Annotated in this window: 15 protein-coding genes; 2 read left to right on the top strand and 13 right to left on the bottom strand. The window is 67.1% G+C overall.

What is annotated here, in order from left to right; translation table 11 throughout:
• Positions 1-37 precede the first annotated feature (37 nt).
• Positions 38-1,858 carry a bifunctional metallophosphatase/5'-nucleotidase gene (locus DB31_RS39830; RefSeq protein WP_044198204.1) on the bottom strand — a complete coding sequence of 607 codons (1,821 nt, stop codon included), beginning with the start codon at positions 1,856-1,858 and terminating at the stop codon, positions 38-40.
• A 141-nt stretch (positions 1,859-1,999) separates the two neighbouring features.
• Entirely contained in the window at positions 2,000-4,090 is a 2,091-nt protein-coding gene (locus DB31_RS39835; RefSeq protein WP_044198328.1) for a prolyl oligopeptidase family serine peptidase, read from the bottom strand.
• A 364-nt stretch (positions 4,091-4,454) separates the two neighbouring features.
• On the opposite strand from DB31_RS39835, the gene DB31_RS39840 reads away from it, so the two are divergent.
• Entirely contained in the window at positions 4,455-5,873 is a 1,419-nt protein-coding gene (locus DB31_RS39840; protein WP_044198330.1) for a Do family serine endopeptidase, read from the top strand.
• Positions 5,874-5,975: 102 nt separating this feature from the next.
• On the opposite strand, the gene DB31_RS39845 is transcribed toward DB31_RS39840, so the two are convergent.
• The 4 genes from DB31_RS39845 to DB31_RS39860 form a co-directional block, all read right to left on the bottom strand.
• On the bottom strand, positions 5,976-7,061 hold the full coding sequence (locus DB31_RS39845; RefSeq protein WP_044198332.1) for a hypothetical protein: 1,086 nt from the start codon (positions 7,059-7,061) through the stop codon (positions 5,976-5,978).
• 56 nt (positions 7,062-7,117) lie between these two features.
• The gene (xdhB, locus tag DB31_RS51020) at positions 7,118-9,490 is read right to left on the bottom strand and encodes a xanthine dehydrogenase molybdopterin binding subunit (RefSeq protein WP_044198208.1); all 2,373 of its coding nucleotides are present in this window, start codon (positions 9,488-9,490) and stop codon (positions 7,118-7,120) included.
• A 3-nt stretch (positions 9,491-9,493) separates the two neighbouring features.
• Positions 9,494-10,945, bottom strand: coding sequence for a xanthine dehydrogenase small subunit (gene xdhA, locus DB31_RS51025; protein WP_044198210.1), 1,452 nt, complete (start codon positions 10,943-10,945; stop codon positions 9,494-9,496).
• A 62-nt stretch (positions 10,946-11,007) separates the two neighbouring features.
• A complete protein-coding gene (locus DB31_RS39860; protein WP_044198211.1) occupies positions 11,008-11,424 on the bottom strand; it encodes a DoxX family membrane protein in 417 nt (138 codons plus the stop codon).
• A 117-nt stretch (positions 11,425-11,541) separates the two neighbouring features.
• On the opposite strand from DB31_RS39860, the gene DB31_RS39865 reads away from it, so the two are divergent.
• Complete coding sequence (locus tag DB31_RS39865) at positions 11,542-12,633, top strand: AI-2E family transporter (protein ID WP_044198214.1); 1,092 nt, start codon at positions 11,542-11,544, stop codon at positions 12,631-12,633.
• Positions 12,634-12,657: 24 nt separating this feature from the next.
• Here the strand turns inward: DB31_RS39865 and DB31_RS39870 are convergent, their stop codons facing one another.
• From DB31_RS39870 to DB31_RS39900, 7 genes are all read right to left on the bottom strand, one after another.
• A complete protein-coding gene (locus tag DB31_RS39870) occupies positions 12,658-12,861 on the bottom strand; it encodes a hypothetical protein (protein WP_157232394.1) in 204 nt (67 codons plus the stop codon).
• Between the two features lie 313 nt (positions 12,862-13,174).
• Positions 13,175-15,349, bottom strand: a complete 2,175-nt coding sequence (locus tag DB31_RS39875) for a dipeptidyl-peptidase 3 family protein (protein ID WP_044198220.1) — start codon at positions 15,347-15,349, stop codon at positions 13,175-13,177.
• An 81-nt stretch (positions 15,350-15,430) separates the two neighbouring features.
• Positions 15,431-15,958: an AidA/PixA family protein gene (locus tag DB31_RS39880; RefSeq protein ID WP_044198222.1), complete on the bottom strand. Its 528-nt coding sequence runs from the start codon at positions 15,956-15,958 to the stop codon at positions 15,431-15,433.
• 33 nt (positions 15,959-15,991) lie between these two features.
• Complete coding sequence (locus DB31_RS39885) at positions 15,992-16,519, bottom strand: AidA/PixA family protein (protein ID WP_044198224.1); 528 nt, start codon at positions 16,517-16,519, stop codon at positions 15,992-15,994.
• A gap of 46 nt (positions 16,520-16,565) precedes the next feature.
• A complete protein-coding gene (locus DB31_RS39890) occupies positions 16,566-19,655 on the bottom strand; it encodes a hypothetical protein (protein ID WP_044198227.1) in 3,090 nt (1,029 codons plus the stop codon).
• Between the two features lie 30 nt (positions 19,656-19,685).
• A complete protein-coding gene (locus DB31_RS39895; RefSeq protein WP_240487182.1) occupies positions 19,686-20,819 on the bottom strand; it encodes a tryptophan 7-halogenase in 1,134 nt (377 codons plus the stop codon).
• Between the two features lie 2 nt (positions 20,820-20,821).
• Positions 20,822-22,744, bottom strand: a complete 1,923-nt coding sequence (locus DB31_RS39900) for a LodA/GoxA family CTQ-dependent oxidase (RefSeq protein WP_044198230.1) — start codon at positions 22,742-22,744, stop codon at positions 20,822-20,824.
• Positions 22,745-22,821 lie beyond the last annotated feature (77 nt).

A 22,821-nucleotide genomic window follows, 5' to 3' on the forward strand; every position in this document is an offset into this window, starting at 1 on the left:
CCTCAAGTCGCTCCGCTGAGATGAAAGTGCTCGCTGGCTAGGGCGAGCACTTCACCGGGCCGAGCGAGGCCTTGAAGAAGTGCGCGTAGGGGTCCGGCGTGAGCGAGAAGTTGCACGTGTTCACGGCATCCGGATCCAGGCTGGGGTGGGCTTGGATGTAGCGGGCGATGTAGTCGCGCACGCCATCGGCCGAGGTCCACTCCACCGTGCCCTCCTTGAACATGGTGTAGCCGCCACCGCCGCCGGCCCGGTAGTTGTTGATGGCGATGTGGAACACCTGGTTATCGGTGACATCCGCCCCGTTGAACTTCAGGTGCGTCAGCCGCGAGCCCGCAGGCTTCGTGAGATCGAACCCGTAGTCGATCTTCGAGTAGATGTCCCAGTTGTAGTTCTGCACGCTCGCCACCTTGGCAGACTCCGGCTTGGAGGCCTCCGGCGGAGCGCTGGGGTTCCACTGAGCGAAGTACTGAGCGTTGAGCTCCAGCGCGCGGCGCAGGATGGAGCCGTTGATCCTCATCACGTACAGCGTGTTGTCGTAGATGTAGATGCTGTAGGCATCGCGCAGGGAGACGTCTCCGGCGGGGAGCTTGCCCTCATCGGTGAACAGGGCGGCGAGCGAGAAGTCCACCGGGTGGCCGCTCTGCTCGGCGGCCTCCTCCTGGACGGTGTTGATGAGGTCGGACAGGGCGCTGTCCACGTAGCGGGCGGCGTAGCCTCCGGGGAAAGCGGCGCGGGTGGTGCCCAGCTTCGCGCTCACGTACGTCTTCGTATTGTCATGGTAGCTCTGGGTGAGCTGCGCCACCTGGGCGTCCTCGGTGACGCTGGCGTCCACCGCGAGCAGCTTGGAGTCCTTGGCCGTGACGCTCCAGTGGCCTCCCTCGTAGGCGACCGCGAGATCCACCTGGCCGAGGTGACTGCCCCAGCGATTGGGCTGGATGAGCAGCACGTCCTTGCCCTCGGTGTTCTTGATCAGCATCTTGGGGATGGGCTGGTGGGTGTGGCCGGTGAGCAGCACGTCGATTCCGGGCACCTGCTGGGCGATCTGCACCGCCTCGTTCTCGCCCTCCAGGTTGCCGCGGTCGGCCCACTTCGTGGGATCGGAGTAGTCCGCCAGCCAGGAGGCCGGATCCGTCGCCCTTCCGGTGGGCTGCTTGTCCGGGCCGCTGTGGATGGCCACCACGACGATGTCGGCGCCGGCCTCGCGGATCCTCGGCACATAGGTGCGAGCCGTCTCCAGGGGATCATCGAAGCGCAGCCCGGGGATGTTCTCTGGGCGCTCCCACGTCGTCACGCCCGGGGTCACCAGGCCGAGGAGGCCTACCTTCACGCCGCACACGTCCTTGATGAGGTAGGGGGTGAAGGCCTCGGCGCCGTCGGCGCTCTTGCGCACGTTGGCGCCGAGGAGGGGGAAGTCCACCTCGCCCTTGAACTTGTTGAGGACGTTGAGCCCGTAGTTGAACTCGTGGTTGCCGAACGCCATGGCGTCATAGCGCAGCGCGTTCATGGCCACGGCCATGGGGTGCTTGGGAGCGTTGTCCACCAGGGCGTAGTAGGTACCCAGCGGCGTGCCCTGGATGGTGTCTCCGGAGTCGATGAGCAGGTTGCAATCCGGGTTCTCCGCCCGCGCCTTCTGGACGAGCGTGGCCACCTTGGCCAGTCCGCGCGAGGCGTCCGCGGTGCCGGTGAAGTAGTCCCAGGGGAAGATGTTGGTGTGCAGATCGCTGGTTTGCAGCAGACGGACCGTGCGGGGCTCCGGGGTGGGCTCCGTCGGCGGGTCGGAGGGTTCGCAGGCGACCAGTGGGAGGAAGGCGCCGACCCCCAGGGCGAGCACGGCTGCGCGCAGACGATAAGGAAGCATGAAGACCTCAAGAGGGTAAAGGCATCCGGGAGACCGGTTCCCGGGCTCACGCTCCTACTACCCCAGAGTGGCGCGCTCGTGGCGCGGTCTTCCGCCTTAGAAACCGATTCCTTGCAGGAGAAGGATCGGCCCCTCGTCCAGCTAGCGTAAACCCTGCCCCTTTTCTCGATCGAGCGCCCAGCAATAGAAGCTGAGTTCGTCGACGTCTTGCTCCACGAGCGCTGTCAGCGTGGTGCCGCCGCCGTGTCCCGAGTCACGGAGCGGCAGCAGGAAATAGGGTCCGCCCAACGGTGCCTCGGCCTGGAGCCGGGCCACCATCTTGAGCGGATCATGCGGCGGCGCGATGTGATCGTTCAGCGCGGGCACGAAGACCATCACAGGGTAGCGGCGATCGGCTCGGACGTTGTGGTAGGGCGAGTATCCGGCGAGATATGCGCCCTCCACGGGGTCCTCGGGCGAGCCGTATTCCACGGTCGCCGAGCGCATGAAGCCGAAGCTCGGAAAGCGCAGCATGTCCAGGGTGGGCGCGCGGCAGAAGACAGCTCCGAAGGCGTCAGGCGCCTGCATGGCGGTGACGGCGACGAGCAGGCCGCCGTTGCTGTTGCCGCGCGAGGCCAGCTTGGAGGGCGTCGTATAGCCCGCCGAGACGAGCCACCGTGCCGCAGCGATGTAGTCATCAAAAGCGTTCTGCCGACGCATCTTGAGTGCCGCCTCGTGCCAGGCCCGGCCGTATTCGCCGCCCCCTCGCACATTGGCGAAGGCGAGCACACCGCCCAGCTTCAGCCAGGCGGCCTGGAGCGCCGAGAAGCGCGGCTCGATTGAGATGTTGAAGCCCCCATAGCCACTCAGCCGCACGGGCTGGCGCCCGTCTCGAGGCAGGTCTTTCCGGTGGGTGATGAACATCGACACCCGCGTCCCGTCGAGCGACTCGTACCAGACTTGCTCTGTCACATACTCGGACGGATCGAGTCCGACATCGGGAACGTGGTACGGCACCAGGCGATCCGCCTCGTAGTCATACCGGTAGATCGAGGGTGCCTGCACATACGACATGAAGCGGACCCACACCGTATCGCCGCTCCAGGAACCGCTGATACCGCTGACAATGCCTTCCCCTTCGTTGCGATTCACAGAGCCGAGCGCAGGCAGCGCCAGGTCGCGGAGGTAGGTGCCATCCTCGGCGTGGATGCGCACGCGATGCGACGCCGCATGCGAGTAGACGGCGTAGAGCCGGCCGCCGACGGCGGAGATCGTCTGCAGCGTGTCCGCGCTCTCGGGGATGAGCGTCCGCCACTCCGTCGGCGCTGTCAGCGGCGCGACGCAGAGGCGGCCACGCGGCGCGTCGAGATCGGTCTGGACGAGCACCGAGTCCCCGATCACCTGCACCTGATTGAGAGACCTCATGCCAGGAGCCACCGGCACGAGCGCGTCATCGGCCAGGCGCAGCAGGTAGACGGCGTTGGCGTGCACGTAGTCCCACTTGGAGAGCACGGCGAAACGTCGGCACTCGCTGATCTGGACGGAGCACCAGTACTCCTTGTGCTGGTCGTCGCCGAAGACCCGGCGGGCCGGCGCGCCCGAGCCGAGCCGGTGCTCGTAGATGGCGTTCCAGTAGGCCTCGTCGCCCGCGGGCACCTCGCCTGGCTCGGGACACGCCGCATAGAAGAACCCGGACCCGTCAGGCCGCCATGCCACCGAGGTGTGGCCCGTACCGCGAGGCCGATCGGGGAGCAGCGTGCCTGTCTCGACATCGAGCACGTGGATTACCGCGGCATGGGTGCTCCCCACGGACTTGCCGAACGCGACCCGCGTGCCATCGGGAGAGGGCACTGCGAAGACCAGGACCTCGCCGCTCGGCCAGATATTGGGGTCGAGCACCGTCTCGAGCGGCGCGTCCTTGCCGCGCCGGAGCATGAACTTGAGCTTGTCGTCGCTGGCATCCGCTTGCCAGAGGAACTCGCGCCCGTGAGGCCCGGCGGGAATCGGCGGCGAGAGCCGCGCATACCGAGCGGAACGAGCGACCGCGGCCCGAAGCGCCTCGCGGCCCGGCACCGCGCGCAGCACCGAGTGCGTGACGGCTTCCTGCGCCGCGATCCACGCCTGGGCCTCCGGTGCGTCGAGCTGCTCCAGCCAGGCGTATGGGTCGTCAAACCGCTTGCCGAGCATCGTGTAGCCGCTCGCCGGTTCACGCCGTGCGGAGGGAAATGTCGGGGACTGGCTCACTTTCCTCATCCGGAAATCCTCAGCCACCGAGCCCAGGAATCCCAGCACATTGTGGGCGTCTCCGAGCGGGCCCCTCTCCACGCGAGACGAGGCGAGGAAGAATGCCCCATGTCTGCAGGCAGAGGCATTTCGCCCCAGACACAGCCTGAAACACGCACTCGGGAATAAAAGAGCGATTCGAAGGCGCCGAGGGAAGACGGTGTCTGGCTGCTGGGAGGAGGGGCGGCTCCCAGCGACGGAACCGGACATGGCGTGACTCATGCACAGAACGGCTCAAACGCTGCTCTGGGTCTGAAGCCCGGAGCGAAAGGAGCTTGCCGTGTCTTCTCCCTTCTCCTCTCGCTTTGCCGCGCGCGGAGTGCTGTTTCCGTTGATGTTGCTGGCAGCCGCCTGTGCTCAGGCCATCGGCTCGCCTGCTTCCCCTCCTCCTCCTTCCCAGACGGCGACCACACCCCAGGAGTCCCCCGCCCTTCCCGCAGTCACGGTTCCCACAGCGGGCTCACTCGCCCCGTTGGTGGAAGCGGTGAAAGGAGCCGTCGTCAACGTCGAGGTGCAGGCACGAGAGCCCGTCGCCGCCCGGGGCCGCCTCCGCCTGCCTCCAGGCTGGGGCTCTCCGTTCGGCATGCCCGATATGCCCGAGGGTGATGCGCGAGGCCCCGTGCAGCAAGGCCTGGGCTCGGGCTTCCTCATCGACGCCCAGGGGCTCGTCCTCACCAACAACCACGTGGTGGAGAACGCGGAGCGGGTGCGCGTGAAGCTCGATGATGGGCGGGCCTTCGACGCCCAGGTGCTCGGGAGGGATCCGCTCACGGATGTGGCGGTGCTGCAGCTTGAGGGCGCTCCCAAGAACCTGCCCTTCGTCGCGCTGGGGGACTCGGATGCGATGCGCGTCGGAGACTTCGTGCTCGCCATTGGCAATCCCTTCGGCCTCGCCTCCAGCGTGAGCTCGGGGATCGTCTCGGCCCGTGCGCGCGACATCCACGCAGGCCCCTATGACGAATTCCTCCAGACGGATGCCGCCATCAACCCGGGCAACTCGGGCGGCCCGCTCTTCAACCTGAAGGGCGAAGTCATTGGCATGAACACGGCCATTGTCCGGGAGGCCACCGGTATCGGGTTCGCCGTGCCCAGCAACCTCATTCACTCGCTGCTGCCCCGGTTGGAGAAGGAAGGCAGCGTGCGCCGAGGCTGGCTGGGCCTGGCGGCGCAGGACCTCACGCCGGATCTGGCTCGCGCGCTGAACCTGGACATCGACAAGGGCGCCCTCATCGCCGGCCTCAACCCCGGAGGTCCCGGCGCCCAGGCAGGGCTCCAGGACAACGACATCATCACCCGGGTGGACGGCACGCCCATTGTTTCGGCGGGCAGCCTCACGCGGGCCGTGGGGCTGATGCGGCCCGACAGCCAAGTTGCCGTCCACGTCCTGCGCGAGGGCAACCCCCTGGAGCTGAAGGTGACCCTCGGCACACGGCCCGCGCAGCCGGGAGAGCCCGCCGTGCCCACGCGCGAGGAGAACAGCGCGGCCGCGAAGGGGCGCCTGGGAATGAGGCTGGCGGACGATCCCGCCGGCCAGGGCGCCCGCGTGGTGCAGGTGGAGCCGGGCAGCCCAGCGGAGCGGGCGGAGCTGCCCGCGGGCACCCTGTTGCTCCAGGTGGGCGGCCAGAAGGTCTCGACCGCGCGTGAGGCAGCCGAGGCGCTGCGCTCGGCGAAGCCCGGCAGCGTGCTCTTGTTGCGCATCCAGCCGCCGGGCTCGGCTGTCTCCCTGCTGCGCGCCCTGCCCGTGCCGTCCTGAGGCAAGCCCCCCGCTCCCCGAGTTCAGGGGACCGAAGCGCGGGACCTGCGCACACAGAGAGTGAGGAGCGTCAAGCCCAGCAGCAGCGGCGCGCCCGCTCCTCTAGTGACAGAGCAGCTCGACCGACTTGATCCGCACTGCTCCGTCGACGTTCGGGTCGTTCGTCTGGTCACCGATGGCGATGGTGCCGTTCGTCGTGAAGTTGTTCCGCGTGAGCTTCGCGACTCCGTCGATGCTCACCGTCGCCACCTTGGCTGCGTCCACCGAGAGCTCGTAGACATGATACGCGCCGTCTTTCACCGAGAACGCTGCGGACTGCGTGTCGTCCGCCCAGCCGATCGCCGCGCTGTCGAGGTAGATCATCTCTGAACGATCCGTGGAGTTGCCGGCCGGCGACGTGAAGCTCCCCAGGATGGCCGCACCGCTGTCCAACTGGTTGTGGGTGTTCACCGACTCGACCTGCATCGTCACGTGGAACTTGAACGGCTTCGTTCCGTCGAACGCGTTCTCCCGCTTGAGGAGCAGCTGCCCACTCGTCCGCGCGCCGCTGTTCGTCGACGTCTCGAGGCGAACGTAGTCCGCGCCGTACGTGAGTGTGTTCGGCGTCTGCGAGACCGTCGTCCATCCTTGCGCCGTGATGTCGTCGCCGCCGACAAGCAGCGGAATGCTCACACGTGCCGTCCACTGCGTCGTCGACGTCGCCGGAGCGCACGTCTCGCAGGAGTTCGCCGGGTTCGGCGTACCCGCAGCGTAGAGCACGCCGCCGATGAAGCACTTCGGGCTGCACACACCGGCCGAGCAGACCTGTCCCGGGTTGCACTCCGTCCCGTCAGCACGTTGCGTCCATGCGGTCGCGGACGTCGTCGGCATGCACTGTTCGCACGAATTCGCCGCGTTCACAGTCCCGGCGGCGACTTGCTTGCCGTCGATCTGACAGACCGCGACACAGACACTCCGCTCACAAGCCTCGCCGGTCGCACAGGCCATGCCGCAACCACCGCAGTGCTTCGGGTCGCTCTCGGTGCTCACGCAGGAGCCACCACACAGTTCGACGCCGGCGCCGTTGCACATCTCCGGCACAGACGCATCCGGGGTGTCACCGGGGCCGGGGGGGGGCTCCTTGTCGCAAGCAGCTACGAAGCCCAGCATGACGATACAGGAGAGAGCGGTAGAGCGAATGGAGAGCATGGAGCCTGCCATCCTAGGCGATCACACGCCCGCTCGACGGACCCGTTCTCAAGAAGTCATCGCGGTACAGTTCGAGCCGCCTCGACGGCGCGGAGAATGGCCTCGGGCGTCGCGGGCGACGCGAGCTGCACCTCGGTGCGCGGCGGCCCGAAGGCCCCAATCGCGTGCCGCAGCGCCGTCACCGCGCCAATGGCGAGCATGAATGGGGGCTCGCCCACCGCCTTGCTCCCATGGATGGTGTTGTCCTGGGGCGCCCGCTGCAGCAGGTCCACGCGGAAGTCCTCGGGCGTGTCCCCCAGTGCGGGGATCTTGTACGTGTCCGGCGAGTGCGTCAGGAGCCGCCCCTTGTCGTTGATGAGGACCTCCTCGCACGTCAGCCAGCCCACCCCCTGGACGAACCCGCCCTCCACCTGGCCCTTGTCGATCGTCGGCACCAGCGAGCTGCCCACGTCGTGCAGGATGTCCACGCGGCGGATGCGATGCTCGCCCGTGAGGCCGGACACCTCCACCTCCACCACCGCGCCACCGAAGGCGTAATAGTGGAAGGGCTTGCCCCGTCCCGTCATCCGGTCGTACCCGATGTCCGGCGTCTTGTAGTACCCCGTCGCGGACAGCGAAATCTGGGATGCGTACGCCGCCCGCGTCACCTCCTCGAAGAGCAGCGCACGCTGGGCCAGCCCCGGGACGAAGGCCTTCCCGTCCGAGAACACCACGCGCTCCGGCTGTCCCTCCACCTGCAGCAGCTTCGCGGCGACCGGGCGCAGCCGGCTGCGCAGCTCCTCGCACGCCGCCTTGACGGCCATGCCGTTCAGGTCCGCGCCGCTGGAGGCCGCCGTCGCCGAGGTGTTGGGCACCTTGTCCGTCGCCGTGGTCATCACCCGCACGTGCTCCACCGGCAGGCCCAGCTCGTGCGCGCACACCGCCCGCATCTTCGTGTGCAGGCCCTGCCCCATCTCCGTGCCGCCGTGGTTCAGCTGCACCGTGCCATCCGCGTAGATGACGACGAGCGCTCCGGCCTGGTTGAGGAAGCTCGTGGTGAACGAGATGCCAAACTTCACCGGCTGGTAGCCAATGCCCCGCTTCGTCCACTTCGAGGTGGCATTGAACTGCTCGATCTCCGCCCGGCGGCGCTGGTACTCGCTGGAGGCCATCAGCTCCGCGTGGATGCGCGGAATCCGGTTGCCCTCTACCGCCTGCCCGTAGTGCGTCTGGTTCTCCGGCACCTCGCGGTAGTAGTTCTTCCGCCGGAGCTCGGCCGGATCCAGCGCCAGCCGCTCGGCGGCGCGGTTGAGGATCTCCTCCACCACGTACATGCCCTGCGGCCCACCGAAGCCGCGGAACGCTGTATTGGAGGGCTGGTTTGTCCGCGCCACCCGGCCCGCCACCTCCACGTTCGGCAGGAAGTACGTGTTGTCCATGTGGAACAGTGCCCGGTCCAGGATGGCGTGGGACAAGTCGTTGCTCCACCCGCCGTCGGACACCAACTCCGCCTTGAGCGCCAGCAGCTGGCCGTCCTCGGAGAAGCCCGCGTCATACCGGGCCCAGAACGGGTGGCGCTTCCCCGTCTGCTCCATGTCCTGGTCGCGGTTCAGCCACACCTTCACCGGCCGCCGCGTCACGGAGGCTCCCAGCGCCGCGAGCGCCGCGAAGCCCGCCGCCTGCGTCTCCTTGCCTCCGAAGCCGCCGCCCATGCGCGGCACCTCCACCGTCACCTGGTGCCGGCCCAGCCCCAGCACCTCCGCCACCTTCTCCTGCACCTCGGACGGGTGCTGCGTGGAGGACCAGAGGCGCAGCGCCCCGTCCTCCTCCAGCACCGCCAGCGACACCTGCGTCTCCAGGTAGAAGTGGTCCTGCGCGCCCGTCATGCACTCGCCCTGGATGCGCACCGGCGCGGCCATGAGCGCCGCCTCCGGCTCGCCTCGGCGGATGACGTGGTGGGTGGGGAAGAACGGGTGGGGAATGAACCGGTTCTGCTCGATGGCCTCGCGGATGGTGAGGCACGCGGGCAGCACCTCGTACTCCACCTCCACCAGCGCGGAGGCCTTCCGGCACAGGGCCGCGCTCTCCGCCACCACGAACGCCACGGCCTGCCCTACGCAGTGCACCTCGTCCGTGGCCAGCAGCGGCTCGTCGTGCACGCCTCGCACGGGGCACACGTCGTTCACCCCAGGGATGTCCTGGGCGAAGAAAACCGCGTGCACGCCCGGGAGCGCGAGCGCCTTGCGCGCATCCCGGCGCACCACCCTCGCATGGGCGTGGGGCGAGGCAATCACTTGCCCGGTCAGCAGGCCCTGAGGCGCGGGCAGATCATCGACGTAGAGGGCCTCGCCGCTGGTGTGCTTCAGCCCGCTCTCGTGGAGCGAGGGGGCATGCAGCGGAGTGCGGAGCTCGGACTCCTGGGAAGGACGCTCAGAAGGAATGGCACCCATCACTCACCTCACCTGAACCGTGGCAGCGTGGCGCTCCTGGAGCCGGGGCGACGGATCCGTGAGCGTCTCCTCGAAGAACCCTCGGAGGAGATTCTTCGCAACCTGAGCCCGGTACCACGCCGAGCCGCGATGATCCTTCAGCGGAGTAAAGTCCTCCTCGAGCCGGGGCAGCGCCGCCTCCACGCTCGCCTCCGTCCAGGGCTTCCCGACGAGCGCCTCCTCGGTCTTCCGCGCACGTGCCGGCCGGGCGGCCATGCCTCCGTAGGCCAGCCGCGCCTCCGTCACCTGCCCCGCCACGTCCACCACCACCCGGAAGCCTGCGGACACGGAGCTGATGTCCAGCTCACGCCGCTTCGACACCTTGTACGCAATGCTCCTCGCCCCCGAGGGCTGCGCGGGCAGATCCACGAAGCCGAGGATTTCTCCCCGCTGCAACGCGGTGCGGCGGTAGCTCACGAAGAACTCGTCCAGGGGCATGCGCCGCTCACCCGCGCGCGAGAGCAGCACCGCCTGCGCCCCCAGGGCGATCAACACCGGCGCCAGGTCCCCAATGGGAGACGCCGTGCACAGGTTGCCCCCCACCGTCGCGCGGTTCTTGATCTGCCGCGCACCGAAGTAGCGGATCATCCGCTCCAGCGGCGGGAGCTTGCCGCATGAGTAGTCCTCCAGCTCCGTGAGCCACACCCCCGAGCCGATGCGGTGCCCGCCCGAGCGCGGCTCCAGCGTGCGCAGCTCGCGCAGTGCCTCCAGGGACACCAGCAGCGGCGGCTCCGCGAAGCGCTTGGTCACCTCGAGCGACAGGTCCGTGCCGCCCACCACGAAGCGGGCATCCGGGTTCGCATCGAGCACGTCCCACAGTGCCGAAAGAGTGGCCGGGGTGAAGAAGCGCTGCGGCCCGGCCTCGTAGCTCAGCTCCATGGGCTCGGGCTTCGTCTCCGCCAGGGCCCGGGCGAAGCGATCCGAAGGCGCCCTACCCGCGACTTCCTGGGTGGCCTCACGAATGGGCCGGTAGCCCGTGCAGCGGCAGAGGTTACCGCACATCTGCGCGTCCAGCTTCCAGGCCTCGTCGAGGTCCTTGCGGTGGCAGGCCTCCAGGAGCGCCATGGTCACTCCGGGTGTGCAGTAGCCACACTGGGAGCCCAACGAGCGGGCCAGCGACTCCTGCACCAGGTGATAGCGCCCGCTCTCCTTGAGCGACTCCACGGTGTAGACGCGCTTGCCCTGGACCATGGGCAGCAGCAGCAGACACGAGTTGATGGCCCTGAGCACCTGGCCGCCCTTGCCATCGTGCTCCAGCACGGCCACCGTGCAGGCGCCGCAGTCGCCCTCGGCACAGCCTTCCTTGGTGCCAGTCAGGTGGGCGCGGTCTCGCAGGTACCGCAGCACCGTGGTGGTGGGAGAGAGCCCCGACTCCTCCACGAGCCGATCGTTGAGATAGAAGCGCAGCCGATCCATGTGTCTCCTGGCCGTCCCGAGCGGGAGGCACGTCGCAGTCTACTCCGGCTGGCGCCGCGCACTCATCCCCGGTTGAAGTAGACCGACGCCAGGCTGATAAGGAAGTAAGGAGCGAGACCCGCCGCGCCCGCGTAGTCCTTGGCCACGCGCTGGCCGAAGAGCAGCGACAGCAGAGTCACCCCCGACACTATTCCCCCGGCGCACGCCAGCTTTGGGCTGCCGGTGGCCACCAGGGCGATGACGCCCGCGGCGCTGAGAAACCCCGCCGCCACCTCCAGCAGTGTCAGGGTGAACAGCAGGAACGCCGGCTGGCTCTTCATCACCGGCACCTTGGAGAAGACCGACGTCACGTAGCCGAGGTTGCCCTTCCAATCGAAGACCTTGTCCAGGCCGGATTGAACGAAGGTGATGGCCAGGAAGGCAGCGGGCAGGACCTGCAGCATCCACAGGGGGAACTGAGGCGAGTCGAGCGGCGGCATGGCCCCACTCTACCCGGCTCGCGCCCGTTCCCAAGGCCCGTCTCACCGTGAGGCAGTCAGCGTTTCTCCGGTTTTTTTCTTTTCCCCTCGGGGCCACCGGCTCTTAAGTCGGGGACTATGGCTTCGGACCTGGTTGCCCGGCGCGTCTTCGTCGGACTCATCGTCGCTTCGATCTTGCTGCTGGCGCTCGTCGTCCAGCCCTTCGCCAAGGGCTTCTTCCTGGCGGCGGTGCTCGCCGGAGCGCTCTATGGCGCCCACAAGAAGCTGACCCGGCTGCTGCGCAACCGGCCCCAGCTGTCCGCGGGGCTGCTGTGCTTCGCCGTCGTCGTGGCGCTGCTGCTGCCCCTCACGGGCTTCACGGCCTTCGTCGTCACGGAGGCGGCGGACGGCGTGAAGTACGTCCGGGAGACGCTGAAGGCCGAGGGGGTCGAGGGCCTCAAGGATCGCCTCCCAGGTCCCCTGCGCAGCCTCGCCGAAAAGGCCCTGGAGCGCTTCCAGGTCGAGGAGATGCAGTTGGACGAGAAGCTCCAGGAGCAGGTGAGCACCTCGGGAGGAACGGCCGCCAAGGCCGTCACGGGCGCGGTGGCTGCCACCGGCTCGTTCGCCTTCCAGACGGTGATGATGTTGATCGCCTTCTTCTTCTTCTTGGTCGACGGCAAGGCGCTGGTGGAGTGGCTCGAGAGCGTCTCGCCCCTCAAGCGCGGGCAGACGGCGGAGATCCTCCGTGAGTTCCGCCTCGTGGCCACCTCCGTGCTGGTGTCCTCGGTGGCCACCGCGGGCGTGCAGGCCGTGGCCGCGCTGGTGGGCTACCTCATCGCCCGGGTGCCCGTGCCCTTCTTCTTCGCCGCGGTGACGTTCTTCCTGGCGCTCATCCCCGCCATCGGCGCGGCGGTGGTGTGCCTTGCGGCGGCCGGGCTGCTGCTCGTCACCGGGCACCAGTGGATGGCGCTCTTCCTGGCCATCTGGGGCGTGGTGGTGGTGGGCCTGGCAGACAACGTGGTGAAGCCCCTGCTGGTGAAGCGAGGCCTGGATATGCACGGCGCCATCGTCTTCTTCGCGCTGCTGGGAGGGCTCGCCACGTTCGGGACGGTGGGCCTGCTGCTGGGCCCGCTCATCGTCGCCTTCTTCCTGGCGTTGGTGCGCATCTACGAGCGCGACTACGGTCGGCCTTCTTCTCGGCCCACGGATCCGGCCACCCCGCCCACCTGAGGCGGGCCGTGGGCCGTGGGCTGCCTACCAGGAGGCGAGCCCCTCTTCCCACATGCTGTCGTCGTAGTCGTCCACCACCACGGGCCGGGGCTGCGAGACGGGGCGCACGCCCTGGGGCCGCATGGGCGGCTCGCTCGGGGACGGAAGCTCGGGGAGCGGCGGCACCAACGCCAGCGGCGGAGCGGCCACGGGGCGCCTCGCCTCCACAGTGATATCCCGCTCAGTCATGGCCAACATGGTCCCCCCTCTGTGGGTCCGAGTTGTGAATTCAAGGTCAGCATCAGCAATCGCCATGCCGCCTCTGCAACGCCCTGCGAGCCACACCGGGTGAGCCCGCCCCTGCCCTCGTCCGCGCCTTCTACGCACGAAGGCCCCAGGAAGTTTTCTTCCGTCGTATGAGGCGTGGACGTCTGACGGAAATCCGTGGCACGCGAGCCACGGGTGTCCGCGTCCCCGTCCTTCTCTGGAAACACCGCCGCCGGGAAAAAGTGTCACCCGAGGAGGAAAGCGCGTTGCTCCTGGGTACCCTTAACGCAGGGCGTCAGCGTCCCGTGCCCTTCGCCCCACGCTTCGAGCCGGGCTTCGTGGCGGCATCCTTGGCGGGCGTGTCACCGCGGGCGGGCGCGCCAATGGACTTGTAGACCTCCTTCAAGGCGTCCGGGGAGCTGGCAAGGCGCACCGCAGCCTTGGTGGCCTCTTCGGGCGACAGCTTGCCGAGCACGCTGCGCTCCAAGTGCTGCTCCAGGAAGCCCTGCGTGGTGTCCACCTTGAGGTCCGTCACCTGGCCCTTGTCGTCCACCACGGGGATGAGCCGGGGCGCGGCGATGAAGAGCACCGCGGGCACGTCCGCGGCCTTCACGCGCTGGACCACCTCGTCTCGCAGCTTGGGATCGAACTTGATGCCCTTCTGCGTCACCAGGGTGCGGATGCCCTCGTAGTCACCGGTAGCCTTGATGACCATGAGCCGGGAGAGCAGCTCGCCCACGGCCTGGCGCATCTTCGCGTAGTCGGTCACCACCCAGTACGTGTGGCCCTTCTCCACTTCCTGCTTCACCGCGCCCTTCTCCACCAGGAAGTTCACGGTCATGTGGTGGCCGCGCTGGTGGTCCTCCTCGAAGGAGTCCCCCTTGTCCACGCGGGCCAGGTTGGTGAGCCCCTCCACGAGGAAGTCGCGGTACATCTGCTGGGCGATCTTCTCGGCGTCCGGGGACAGCTCGGTGAGCGCCGGATCAAAGGCGTGCCAGAGCGCCACGAGGTCCGCGCGGGCCTCCTCCAGCGTGTTGTCGTACTCCTTGAGGAGCGCCGAGGGCAGCTGCTTGCCCAGCTTCTTCTTGTCCACCTGTCCAGAGGCGTGCCCGAGCACCTCGTGGAAGGCCACCAGCCACTTGCGCGCGGTGACGGAGTACTTCTGGGCCTGGGCGCGATCCTCGGACGTGCGGGAGAACTCGACGGCCAGCGGCAGCCGCCGCAGCGCCGAGGCCGCATCCATCACATTGGCCACGAGGATGCTCTTGCTGCCGTACTTCTCGCGGAGGTTCTGCTCGTTGGGCAGGTTGATGCCGGCAGGGGGCTGTGGGTGGGTGGCCACGAAGTCCACGGCCTTGGCCACCGGGAGCGTCACCTTCTTGCGCTTGTAGGTATCCGGCCAGGGCATCCGGTCCTCGAAGTACTGGGCCTTCTTGCCGATGAGCTCCATGATCTGGTTCTCCTCGGCGTTGCGGTAGTTGATGAGGGCCTCCCACTGGCCCTTCTGCCCGCGCGGATCCACGTACGTCTCGATGAAGCCGATGTTGCCGTCCACCACCGTGTCCGCCTTCAGCCAGGCGATGTTGTAGGCCTCCCAGTCCTTGGGGTTGCCCGTCTGGAAGTAACGGATGAGCTTGGCCAGCACCGGCTTCTGCTTGGCGCTGGCGGACTTCATGGCCTCGGTGAGGCTGGCGTTCACGCGCGACAGCTCCGGCGCGTAGAGGCCGGGAGCAATCTTGTTGTCTCCGGCGCGGAAGATCTGCTCCACCAGCTTCCCGTTCTCCTTCACCACGCGCGAGTTGAGCGGGTTCTTCTCCTGGAACTTCTCCACCTCGGCCAGCGTCACGCCGGGCCCGTACGAGGTGCTCGCCGAGGCCGTGAGCATGTCCTGCCCGGCCGGGGGCGACTTGGAGATGAGGGTGGGCTCGAAGGAGGCATCGAAGAGGGTCGGCTGCACCTCCTTGAGCCAGGTACGCAGGGCGTACTCGTCCTTCATGCCCACGGGCGCACCGGCACGGAAGGCGCGCACGGCAGCAGCCTCCAGCTCGCCCGCGGTGAACTCCGGGACGAACTTGTGCCCGGTCACCTGGTCATGGTTGCCCGTCTCCGCATAGAAGCGCGTGAGGTAGTTCTTGAACTTCTTGTCGAAGAGGCCCGGGCCGCCCGCACCCTCCAGGCCATAGAGGTAGACGCACTCGAGCAGCCGCTTGATGCCCACGAGCTTCCAGCCGAGCTGGTCATAGCCAATGTCCTCGCCCGCATGGGCCGCCAGGGTCATGTACCAGGCGACGCGCTTGTCCTCGGGGGAGAGTCCAGCCACACCCGGCGCGAAGATCTGCGCATAGGCCTGGTTGCCAATGCGCTCCTTGAGGAACGTCTTCGCGGTGGCCGGGGCGCTCTTGTTCGCGGACTCGGCTGGCTGTGCCTGGGGGGCGGCGGCCAGCGCGGCGGACAGGAGGAGGGCGATCATGCAGGCTCCCAGGGAGGAACGGGGGCCTTGCAGTTAGCACCCGTTCCCGCCGGGTTCCAGTTTGACGCCCGGGCCGCCGGTCTACCGGGAAATGGAAATGTAGGGATCCCAGGTGAAGTAACCCCAGGCCTTGCCCTCTGAGTCCGAGAGCATGAACTGGATCTGATAGGTGACATTGCCTGGCTGCTGGGCGGTCGTCTGGAAGAAGAAGTCCTTGTAAGGCTGCGTGCCCACCGAGCCGATGCTCCCGCCGTTGAGCTGGGGCGTGGGGATCTTGATCGAGGTCTCGAAGGGCTGCGGAGAGGTGATCAGGCCGGCCCCCGCGGAGACCGTCATCCCGTAGGCCAGCGTGCTGTAGCCCGTGTTCATGGTCAACGAAGCGGTCCTCCAGCGAAGGATGTCGTTCGTCTTCACATCGACCTTCAGCTCGTAATACGCCTCCGCGCCACTGACCACGGAGCGCTTCACGAGCATGTAGATGTACTCACCGGCGTTGTTCCCCAAGCCGGCGGGCCGGTCCTTCGAGCCCCGGTTGTTGCTGAAGTCCTCCACGATGCTCTTCGCATCGATGACAGTGAGGATGTCGACGAATGGATCAGTGCTGGACATGGTCGTGCCTTTCCTGAATTGAGGGCGAATGGCTCAAGAGATGATCAAGGAGGGATCCCACTTGAAGTACCCCAGGGGCGTGCCGCTGTTGTCCGTGATGACGAAAGAGAACGTGTAGCTAACCGATCCGGCGCCCTCCCCCACGGACTGGAAGTAGAAGTCCTGGAAGTTCTGCGCCGTCGTCCCTGTCACCGTGTTTCCACTCAGCGTGGGGACCTGAACCGTCACCGAGGGCGTGATGGGGGTCGGCTGCGAGATCAGGTTCTGTCCCTGGGCGATGTCACAGGCGTAGAGCATGACGCTGTATTGGGTGTTCAGCGTCAGGGATGTCCCCCTCCAGCGGATGACGTTGTTGGGGTGAACGGAGACGTTCAGGTTCGAGGAAGCATCTCCTTTGACCACCTCGTCGTACTTGACGAACATGTAGACCAGGTTGGAGTTCTTCCCGATGGATGTCGGCTTCTGCATCGTGGGCGGCGGCTGGACGGAGCCGAACTGCGCCATGACGCTCTCCGCATCGATGACGACGAGAATGTCGATGAGTTGCTCTGTATCGGCCATGTGTCTTCTCCAGGGTGTACGAAGGGTTTAAAGGGAGCCGCCAGACTCAAGGGGCCTGCTGGGTCTTCTCGCCCAGCACCAGGGTCCAGCTGTTCATGAAGTCGATCGGCTTGCTCTGCTGTACCGGGGTGTACTGCAGCCCACCCTGCGTATTCAGGCGGCTGGTCATGTAGAGCAGCCGGGACATCGCCGGCCCCGGGGTGGTGGGGTTGCCCTTGGAGTCCTTCAGGGCCTCCTTGAAGCGAGCGTTCAGATAGAAGGGCGGGATGGTCTGGTAGTTCAACCGGGCACGGACCGACTGCCAGCCGCTCACCTGGGACAGGGGAATCTGGTAGACGATCGAGTCGGCACCGGGCGCGGACGCCGCGCTGTAGTCGGGATCACTCGAGACGCTCGTGTCATTGCTGCCCAGGATGGTGCTCTTGGGCTCGGTGAGCAGGGCCAGCTGCTGGAGATTCAGCCCGAGCGCCTGCTCGTTCGCGGAGCGGCTCGCTGGCGGCACCCACCCCTTGGGCAGGATGCGGTTGTCCTTGACGTCCGTGAACTGCTGCAGCTCGGTGGACGTCAGCTGGTTGTAGTCGTCCAGCACCCGCACCTCGTAGATCTGCGCCTGGGTCTGGTCGGTGATCTTCTGGTAGTGGGGCTGGAGCTTCCGGTAGTCCGACGTGAATTCGCTCGGCAGGACGTTCTTGCCATCGGGCTGGCAGACGCCCTGGCAGATGGCGCCCCAGGTGTTGGGCTGGCCGGAGGCCCAGAGGACGTTGCCGGCCGCGTCGAGCACCTCGAACTGGATGAAGGCCCGCCGGAAGCCCGCGCCGCTGGGGAACTTGTGACCCACATTGCTCCTGAGGGTCACGGTGGCGTTCAGGTTCGAGCCACTCACAGTGGGCGTGCCCACGAGCACCTGCACTGCGGGCGCCCGCGGGTTGAACTCGCCCTGCGAGGTGTTGGTGGCCAGGTCGAGAATGGACTGCTCGGCGTTCAGCAGGTTCTGGGCGAGGGTGTACTGCCGCCGCGCGTCCTCCAGCGGCGAGAAGGAGCCCACCGGCAGCTCCAGGGCGAGAAACAGGTCATCCACCAAGCTGCCATTCAGCAGCGTGAGCGTCAGCTTGCGAGTCCCCGGCGCGAGGGCCAGCGAGCCCTCCAGCGGGGCCCACTTCCCCGGGGTGGTGCTGGCAAGCCGGGCGGGGCTGCCTCCGGTGTCCTGCGAGAGGACGAGGGCCTGACACGCGCCGCTGGCGAGGCAGTACGAAGCGCCGCCCCAGGTCACCTTCACGGTGCCCGCCCCCTGGTCGATGGTGTCCGCGTACTGGGACACGTCGAAGCTCAAGGTCACGTCGCCCCCGCCCTGCCCTCCTCCAATGCTGAAGAAGTACTGCCCGTGGTTGGGCTGCACCACCGTGCTGCCGCTACCCGGCGCGCTCTTCACGGCCTGGATCTGGCTGCCGGCGGCCATCCAGCCATTGGCGTTGCCAGCCTCCGCGCCCGGGTTGGCGACGAGGTTGCCCGTCCGGTTCAGGATGGAGGGATCCTGGAGGTACGGAGGGATGGCCGAGTTGTTCTTCAGGTAGTACTCGATGCCCAGCACGTCCGGGAACTGCTGGAACATCTCGTGGACGAAGAGGTTGACGCCCAGCAGCGTGTGGCGGTTGTACTCGCGCGGTGTCAGGTCCGTGCTGGAGCCGTAGAACTTCGTCAGATCGCTGTTCACCTGCGCCACGTTCGAGTCGCCGGGCTCGTTGTTCACTGGGCTCGCCAGCTGCATGTGACACGTGAGGCACGAGGCCGTCTGCGTGGCGAAGCTGCTGTTGAGCCACTCGAAGTAGGTCGTCTGCTCATAGGCCAGCCCGACGCAGGGGTCCGTGAGGAAGTTCCCGGTGAAGTTCTTCTGGGTGGGAGGGCAGCTCGCGGGCTTGACGTAGCCGCCCCGGGCCGCCGCCTGCTGGATGGTGAGCTTGTTGCTGTACTGGTCGGGCACCTTGGGCAGCACCACCACGTGGCACGAGCCGCAGACGGTCGCATCCCGCAGGTAGTTGTGGTCCGGAGCATTGGCGGTGCTGGCCGTCTCCAGGCTCAGGCCCGCAGCGGCCATGGGCGCGCCATTGAGCCCGGAGTCGGGCCCCACGACGGTGCCCGGCCGGGTGTTCATCGAGGCCGAGAACGGGAACGGGGGCGGCTGGGTCTTCTCGCCCTGATCCCTCAGGCGGTCGGAGACGCCGCTGCCGTACACGCTCTGGGTGTCGCTGCCGTAAAAGACGGTGTAGTCCTTGCCATCCCAGGGCAGGCCGCCCTCGGGCGAGGTGGCGTGGCAGCTGGAGCACGAGACACCATCCCGGCCCAGCGCGCCGTACACCGAGTAGTCCGGCTGCGCGTACTTCTCCTTGGGGAACGGGTTGTTGTAGCCGGAGTCGGACGGCGTCGAGTACAGCATGTAGTGGCTGAAGAGGAGGTTGTTCTTCTCGGCCTGGCGCTGGCCCAGCGGTGAGTGGCAGCGCAGGCAGAGGTTGTCGACCTGCTCGGGCTGGTTGGGGGACAGGCCGCGGGTGTTCTCCACCTGCGCCAGGAAGACGGGATCGCGCGCGGCCAGAGCCTTGATGGACGCGCTCCAGTCCCCAAAGAGCGACCAGTTGGACACCAGGGAGTTGGGCGGCTGCGTCTGGAACGAGGTCGAGACCGAGGGCTGCTGCCAGAACGCCATGTTGCCCAGGTTCGTCCCCTGGGCCTTCCAATCACTGTCGTGGCAGGACTGGCACACCAGGGAGGAGTTGAAGTCGCCGGACGATACATTCAACCCGTTGTGCGCGATGTCCAGGTAGCGGTTGGGCAGCGGCGCCAGGGAGTCGCGCGTCAGGTTCGGGAAGGTGACATTGCCCACCTGGGAGTAGAAGTTCACGAACTGCTGCACCTGCGGGTCGCTGTCCGCCAGGGACAGCGTCAGCGTGTTGCCGTGGGGGAACACGGGATAGGGCGGCGACAGGTAGCCGTTGTCCGGGGTGACGGCGAGCGTCTGCGCGCCGGGCTTGACCATGCTCTGCTCCACCGAGGTGCAGGCGCCCACTCCCATTCCGATGCCCAGCGAGAGCACGCCTGCGGCGGCGAGGACCCACCGCAGCTTGCCATGACGTTCTGTTTTCATGTGTCGTTCCTGCTCAGTCGAGGAGAGGGTTCATCGCGCTGGAGTGAGGCTCTGTGCCAGCGCCTGCCCGCGGTGGGCCCAGAAGGGTGCCGCGGACCAGCGCTGCTCCAGCTGGTAGTAACGGTGGCGCGTCTGCAGGTGCGCCTGGAACTGCCCCTGCAGGGTGTCTTCGTAGGTGCTCAGGGCTCCCGGCTCGCCCTGAAAGTGAAGGCGCAGCGCCTCCGCGGCCAGCAGGGCGGAGCGCAGGGCGTGAGAGATGCCCTGGGAGGACAGAGGATCCAGCGTGCACGCCGCGTCGCCGGCCGCGAGCCAGCCCTCGCCATGCATGCGCTCCAGCCGGGAGAGATTGGCCGGCAGGGCCAGCGCCTCGCCGGTGAAGTCGCAGGCCTCCAGCTTCCGCCGCGTCGCCGGAGCCCGCTCGAGCAAAGCCAGCCACGGCTCCGGGTTGCCCGGCTTCATCCCCCGGAGCGACTCGCCATCTCCCAGGAGGCCCGCCACCACGCGTCCCTGGGGCAAGAGCGCGGAGTACCACCAGCCCTCCTCACAGGCCTCCACGAGCGTGTGGGCGTCGAACGTCCGTCCGGGCTGGAGCTGGAAGAAGCCATACAGCGCGAAGGTCCGATCCACCGTCACGCGTCGCGCCCCTTGGGCCGTGGCGAAGACAGCAGATCGGCCCGTGGCATCCACGACGAACCGGGCTTGCAGCGCCAAGCGTCCGTCCGGCTCGGGCCGCTGCAGGAGGAGCCGGAAGCCGCCTGACTCCAGGCGCTCCCAGCCCGCGAGCTCCGTGGACAGATAGACGTCCACGCCATGCCGGGCTGCCTCCGTGGCCAGCATCTGGTCGAAGAGCCGCCGATCCAGGTGCCACCCCGGCCCCCAGGGGGAGTACAGGGAATCGTTGTACCCCAGCCCCGCGCTGCCCCAACTGGAGCACGTCCCGCTCGAGCGCAGGTGCCCCTGCTGCAGGAACGCCGCCCAGACGCCCAGCCTCGCCAGCAGCGTCCGGCTGTCTGGCGGGAGCGTCTCTCCGAGCCGAAGCTCCTGATAGGCCGAGCGCTCGATCAGCGCTACGGAGAGCCCTGTGTACCTGCGCAGCGCCAGGGCCATGGCCGAGCCCGCCGGGCCGCCTCCGAGGACGGCCACGTCATGACACGTCGGGTCCACGATCAGCTTCCCGAGTCCGTATGGGTCAGAGGCCGCCGCTGCACCTCCAGGAACCGAGGTGAACCGGTCCCGCTCTGCTGGATGATGAAGCCCAGGTCCTTCCAGTTGTAGACCATCCCCTCGTCCTTGTTGAACTGGACGTCGGTGGGGCGGGTCCAGTACCCCTGCGCGACCTTGCCGTTCTCGTCGGTGTAAGAGACGTAATAGGGCCGCTGGGCGGGCCACCACCAGATCAGGCTGTGATCAATGGTCTGGTTGGAGCACTCGTTGAAGTCCGCCTGCCAGGGCAGCGCCATGTACTTGGTGAGGTCGCCCGGCTCGAGCCCGTTGCCCGCAGTGGGCTCGGTGTCCCACTGGAGGCCCGTCCCGGTGGGCGCGAGGGGCTTGATGCGGAACGGCTCGCTGTAGATCTTCAGGTTCCGGGACAGCCACGTCATCTCGATGCCCGGACAGAACGGCCCTCCGACACAGTTCTCCAGGGTGGCGCGATCCAGCTGCGCTCCCGGCCCCGAGGAGTCCGAGGGCGTGGACCTGTCGCACAAGCCCTGGTCGAACTGCCCCAGCAGGAAGTACTGGGTCGGGGTGAGGGTCATGTAGTTACTGGGCGGGGCGATGGAGTGACTGATGGGGTTATCGCCCGCGAGCTTGGGCATTAGCCCAGGCGACACGGTGTTCTCATCTCCAGGCGCCCGGAGGAACGTGAAGAACGAGGAGGCACTGCCATTGGGCAACACCAGCCCGTTGTGACCCGCGTTGCCCTGCGAGTTGACCGCGGCCACCCACTGATAGACAGGTGGGCGGCTGAGGATGGGTTGGATCTCCGCCTGGAAGTTGGGCTTGTAATCCGGGTTCCATTTGTCCGAATAGGTGCCCGGATCGTAGATGTCCGTGTTGTAGCCCGCCCCCTGGACGAACGCGTTGTAGATCGTGTCGTACAGGGTGACCATGTTGAGGATCTGCGGGGCATACGCTGGCGGAGCTACCAGCACCCACGCGGGGGTCACCTCCACCTTCTCGCCCGTCTCCAGATACACCGTCGCCGAGATGGGACCGTCAGAGGTGTCATCCCACCAGAAGTTGTTGTTGGCGTAGGTGTCGATGCGCGGCTGAGGGTAGGCGTACTTCTGGATGGTAGCGTTGTACTGGTTGTAGTTGTCGGAGCCGAGGGCCTTCAAGAGGGCCGCCTCGAAGGCCTCCACGGTAGCGTAGGGCTGGTCCACCACTTGGGGCTGCAAGAGGTCGGCGATGGCCTGGGGTATCGCATTGTCGCTCACCATCGCCTTGACCACGGCCGAAGTGACGTCATAGGCCGCCGAGCACCCGGAGTTGCCCAATCCTCCCCGCACATACAGGTAGCCGCTGTTGTCCGCGGAGATCTGCCCCAGGGTGGTGATGTCACTGCCCTCCGGGATCAAGCCCTTGGGAGGGAAGCTCTCGGGATATCCCATGGGGGCCTGCCCCTTGGCGAAGTCCGCTTGCTGAGGGGTCGAGTGGATGCCCCGGCAGGAGATGGTCCGAGGGCCGGAGTCAATGATGAAGGTGTTGCGATCCTTCCCCTCGCTCCTCGGGTTCCTCAGCGGCTGGTTCGAGTGGTTGCCGTCAGACCCGTAGGTCTGTGAAAACTCGTACCAAGAGGCCTTCTTGTTGGCCAGGTGCACCGTCCACTCGATGTCCTGGATGTTGCCCTGTCCCGGGCCCACGGGCCGCCCGTTCGGGCTCGTGGAGTCATAGGCATACACCTGGAAGCGAGCCGCCTGCCTCCGAAGCCCTCCCGCGTTGTCCCGGAACTGGGTGACAGGTGTCTTGCCATCCAGCTCGAGGGGCAGCCCTCCCGCGGTGACCGGCGCGATGTAGTACTCCTGGCTGTTCCCAACGCGTGCAATGCCAATCGCTGGATGGATCTTGTAGGTCGTGCTTGTGCTCATACGGTCCCCGTGGGGGCGTCACCGCGCCATGGGGACAAGGTAAATGAAAGGCTTTCAACATGACAAGCACCGAAAGC

Origin of the sequence: Hyalangium minutum (assembly GCF_000737315.1) — a bacterium.
GTDB classification, from domain to species: Bacteria; Myxococcota; Myxococcia; order Myxococcales; family Myxococcaceae; genus Hyalangium; species Hyalangium minutum.

What these genes read in the sequence shown, in the direction of transcription:
- DB31_RS39900 (WP_044198230.1), bottom strand. Translation starts at nt 22,744, where the DNA reads ATGAGCACAAGCACGACCTACAAGATCCATCCAGCGATTGGCATTGCA.
- xdhA (WP_044198210.1), bottom strand. Translation starts at nt 10,945, where the DNA reads ATGGATCGGCTGCGCTTCTATCTCAACGATCGGCTCGTGGAGGAGTCG.
- DB31_RS39880 (WP_044198222.1), bottom strand. Translation starts at nt 15,958, where the DNA reads ATGTCCAGCACTGATCCATTCGTCGACATCCTCACTGTCATCGATGCG.
- DB31_RS39890 (WP_044198227.1), bottom strand. Translation starts at nt 19,655, where the DNA reads ATGAAAACAGAACGTCATGGCAAGCTGCGGTGGGTCCTCGCCGCCGCA.
- DB31_RS39875 (WP_044198220.1), bottom strand. Translation starts at nt 15,349, where the DNA reads ATGATCGCCCTCCTCCTGTCCGCCGCGCTGGCCGCCGCCCCCCAGGCA.
- DB31_RS39865 (WP_044198214.1), top strand. Translation starts at nt 11,542, where the DNA reads ATGGCTTCGGACCTGGTTGCCCGGCGCGTCTTCGTCGGACTCATCGTC.
- DB31_RS39840 (WP_044198330.1), top strand. Translation starts at nt 4,455, where the DNA reads ATGTTGCTGGCAGCCGCCTGTGCTCAGGCCATCGGCTCGCCTGCTTCC.
- xdhB (WP_044198208.1), bottom strand. Translation starts at nt 9,490, where the DNA reads ATGGGTGCCATTCCTTCTGAGCGTCCTTCCCAGGAGTCCGAGCTCCGC.
- DB31_RS39830 (WP_044198204.1), bottom strand. Translation starts at nt 1,858, where the DNA reads ATGCTTCCTTATCGTCTGCGCGCAGCCGTGCTCGCCCTGGGGGTCGGC.
- DB31_RS39885 (WP_044198224.1), bottom strand. Translation starts at nt 16,519, where the DNA reads ATGGCCGATACAGAGCAACTCATCGACATTCTCGTCGTCATCGATGCG.
- DB31_RS39845 (WP_044198332.1), bottom strand. Translation starts at nt 7,061, where the DNA reads ATGCTCTCCATTCGCTCTACCGCTCTCTCCTGTATCGTCATGCTGGGC.
- DB31_RS39870 (WP_157232394.1), bottom strand. Translation starts at nt 12,861, where the DNA reads ATGACTGAGCGGGATATCACTGTGGAGGCGAGGCGCCCCGTGGCCGCT.
- DB31_RS39835 (WP_044198328.1), bottom strand. Translation starts at nt 4,090, where the DNA reads ATGAGGAAAGTGAGCCAGTCCCCGACATTTCCCTCCGCACGGCGTGAA.
- DB31_RS39860 (WP_044198211.1), bottom strand. Translation starts at nt 11,424, where the DNA reads ATGCCGCCGCTCGACTCGCCTCAGTTCCCCCTGTGGATGCTGCAGGTC.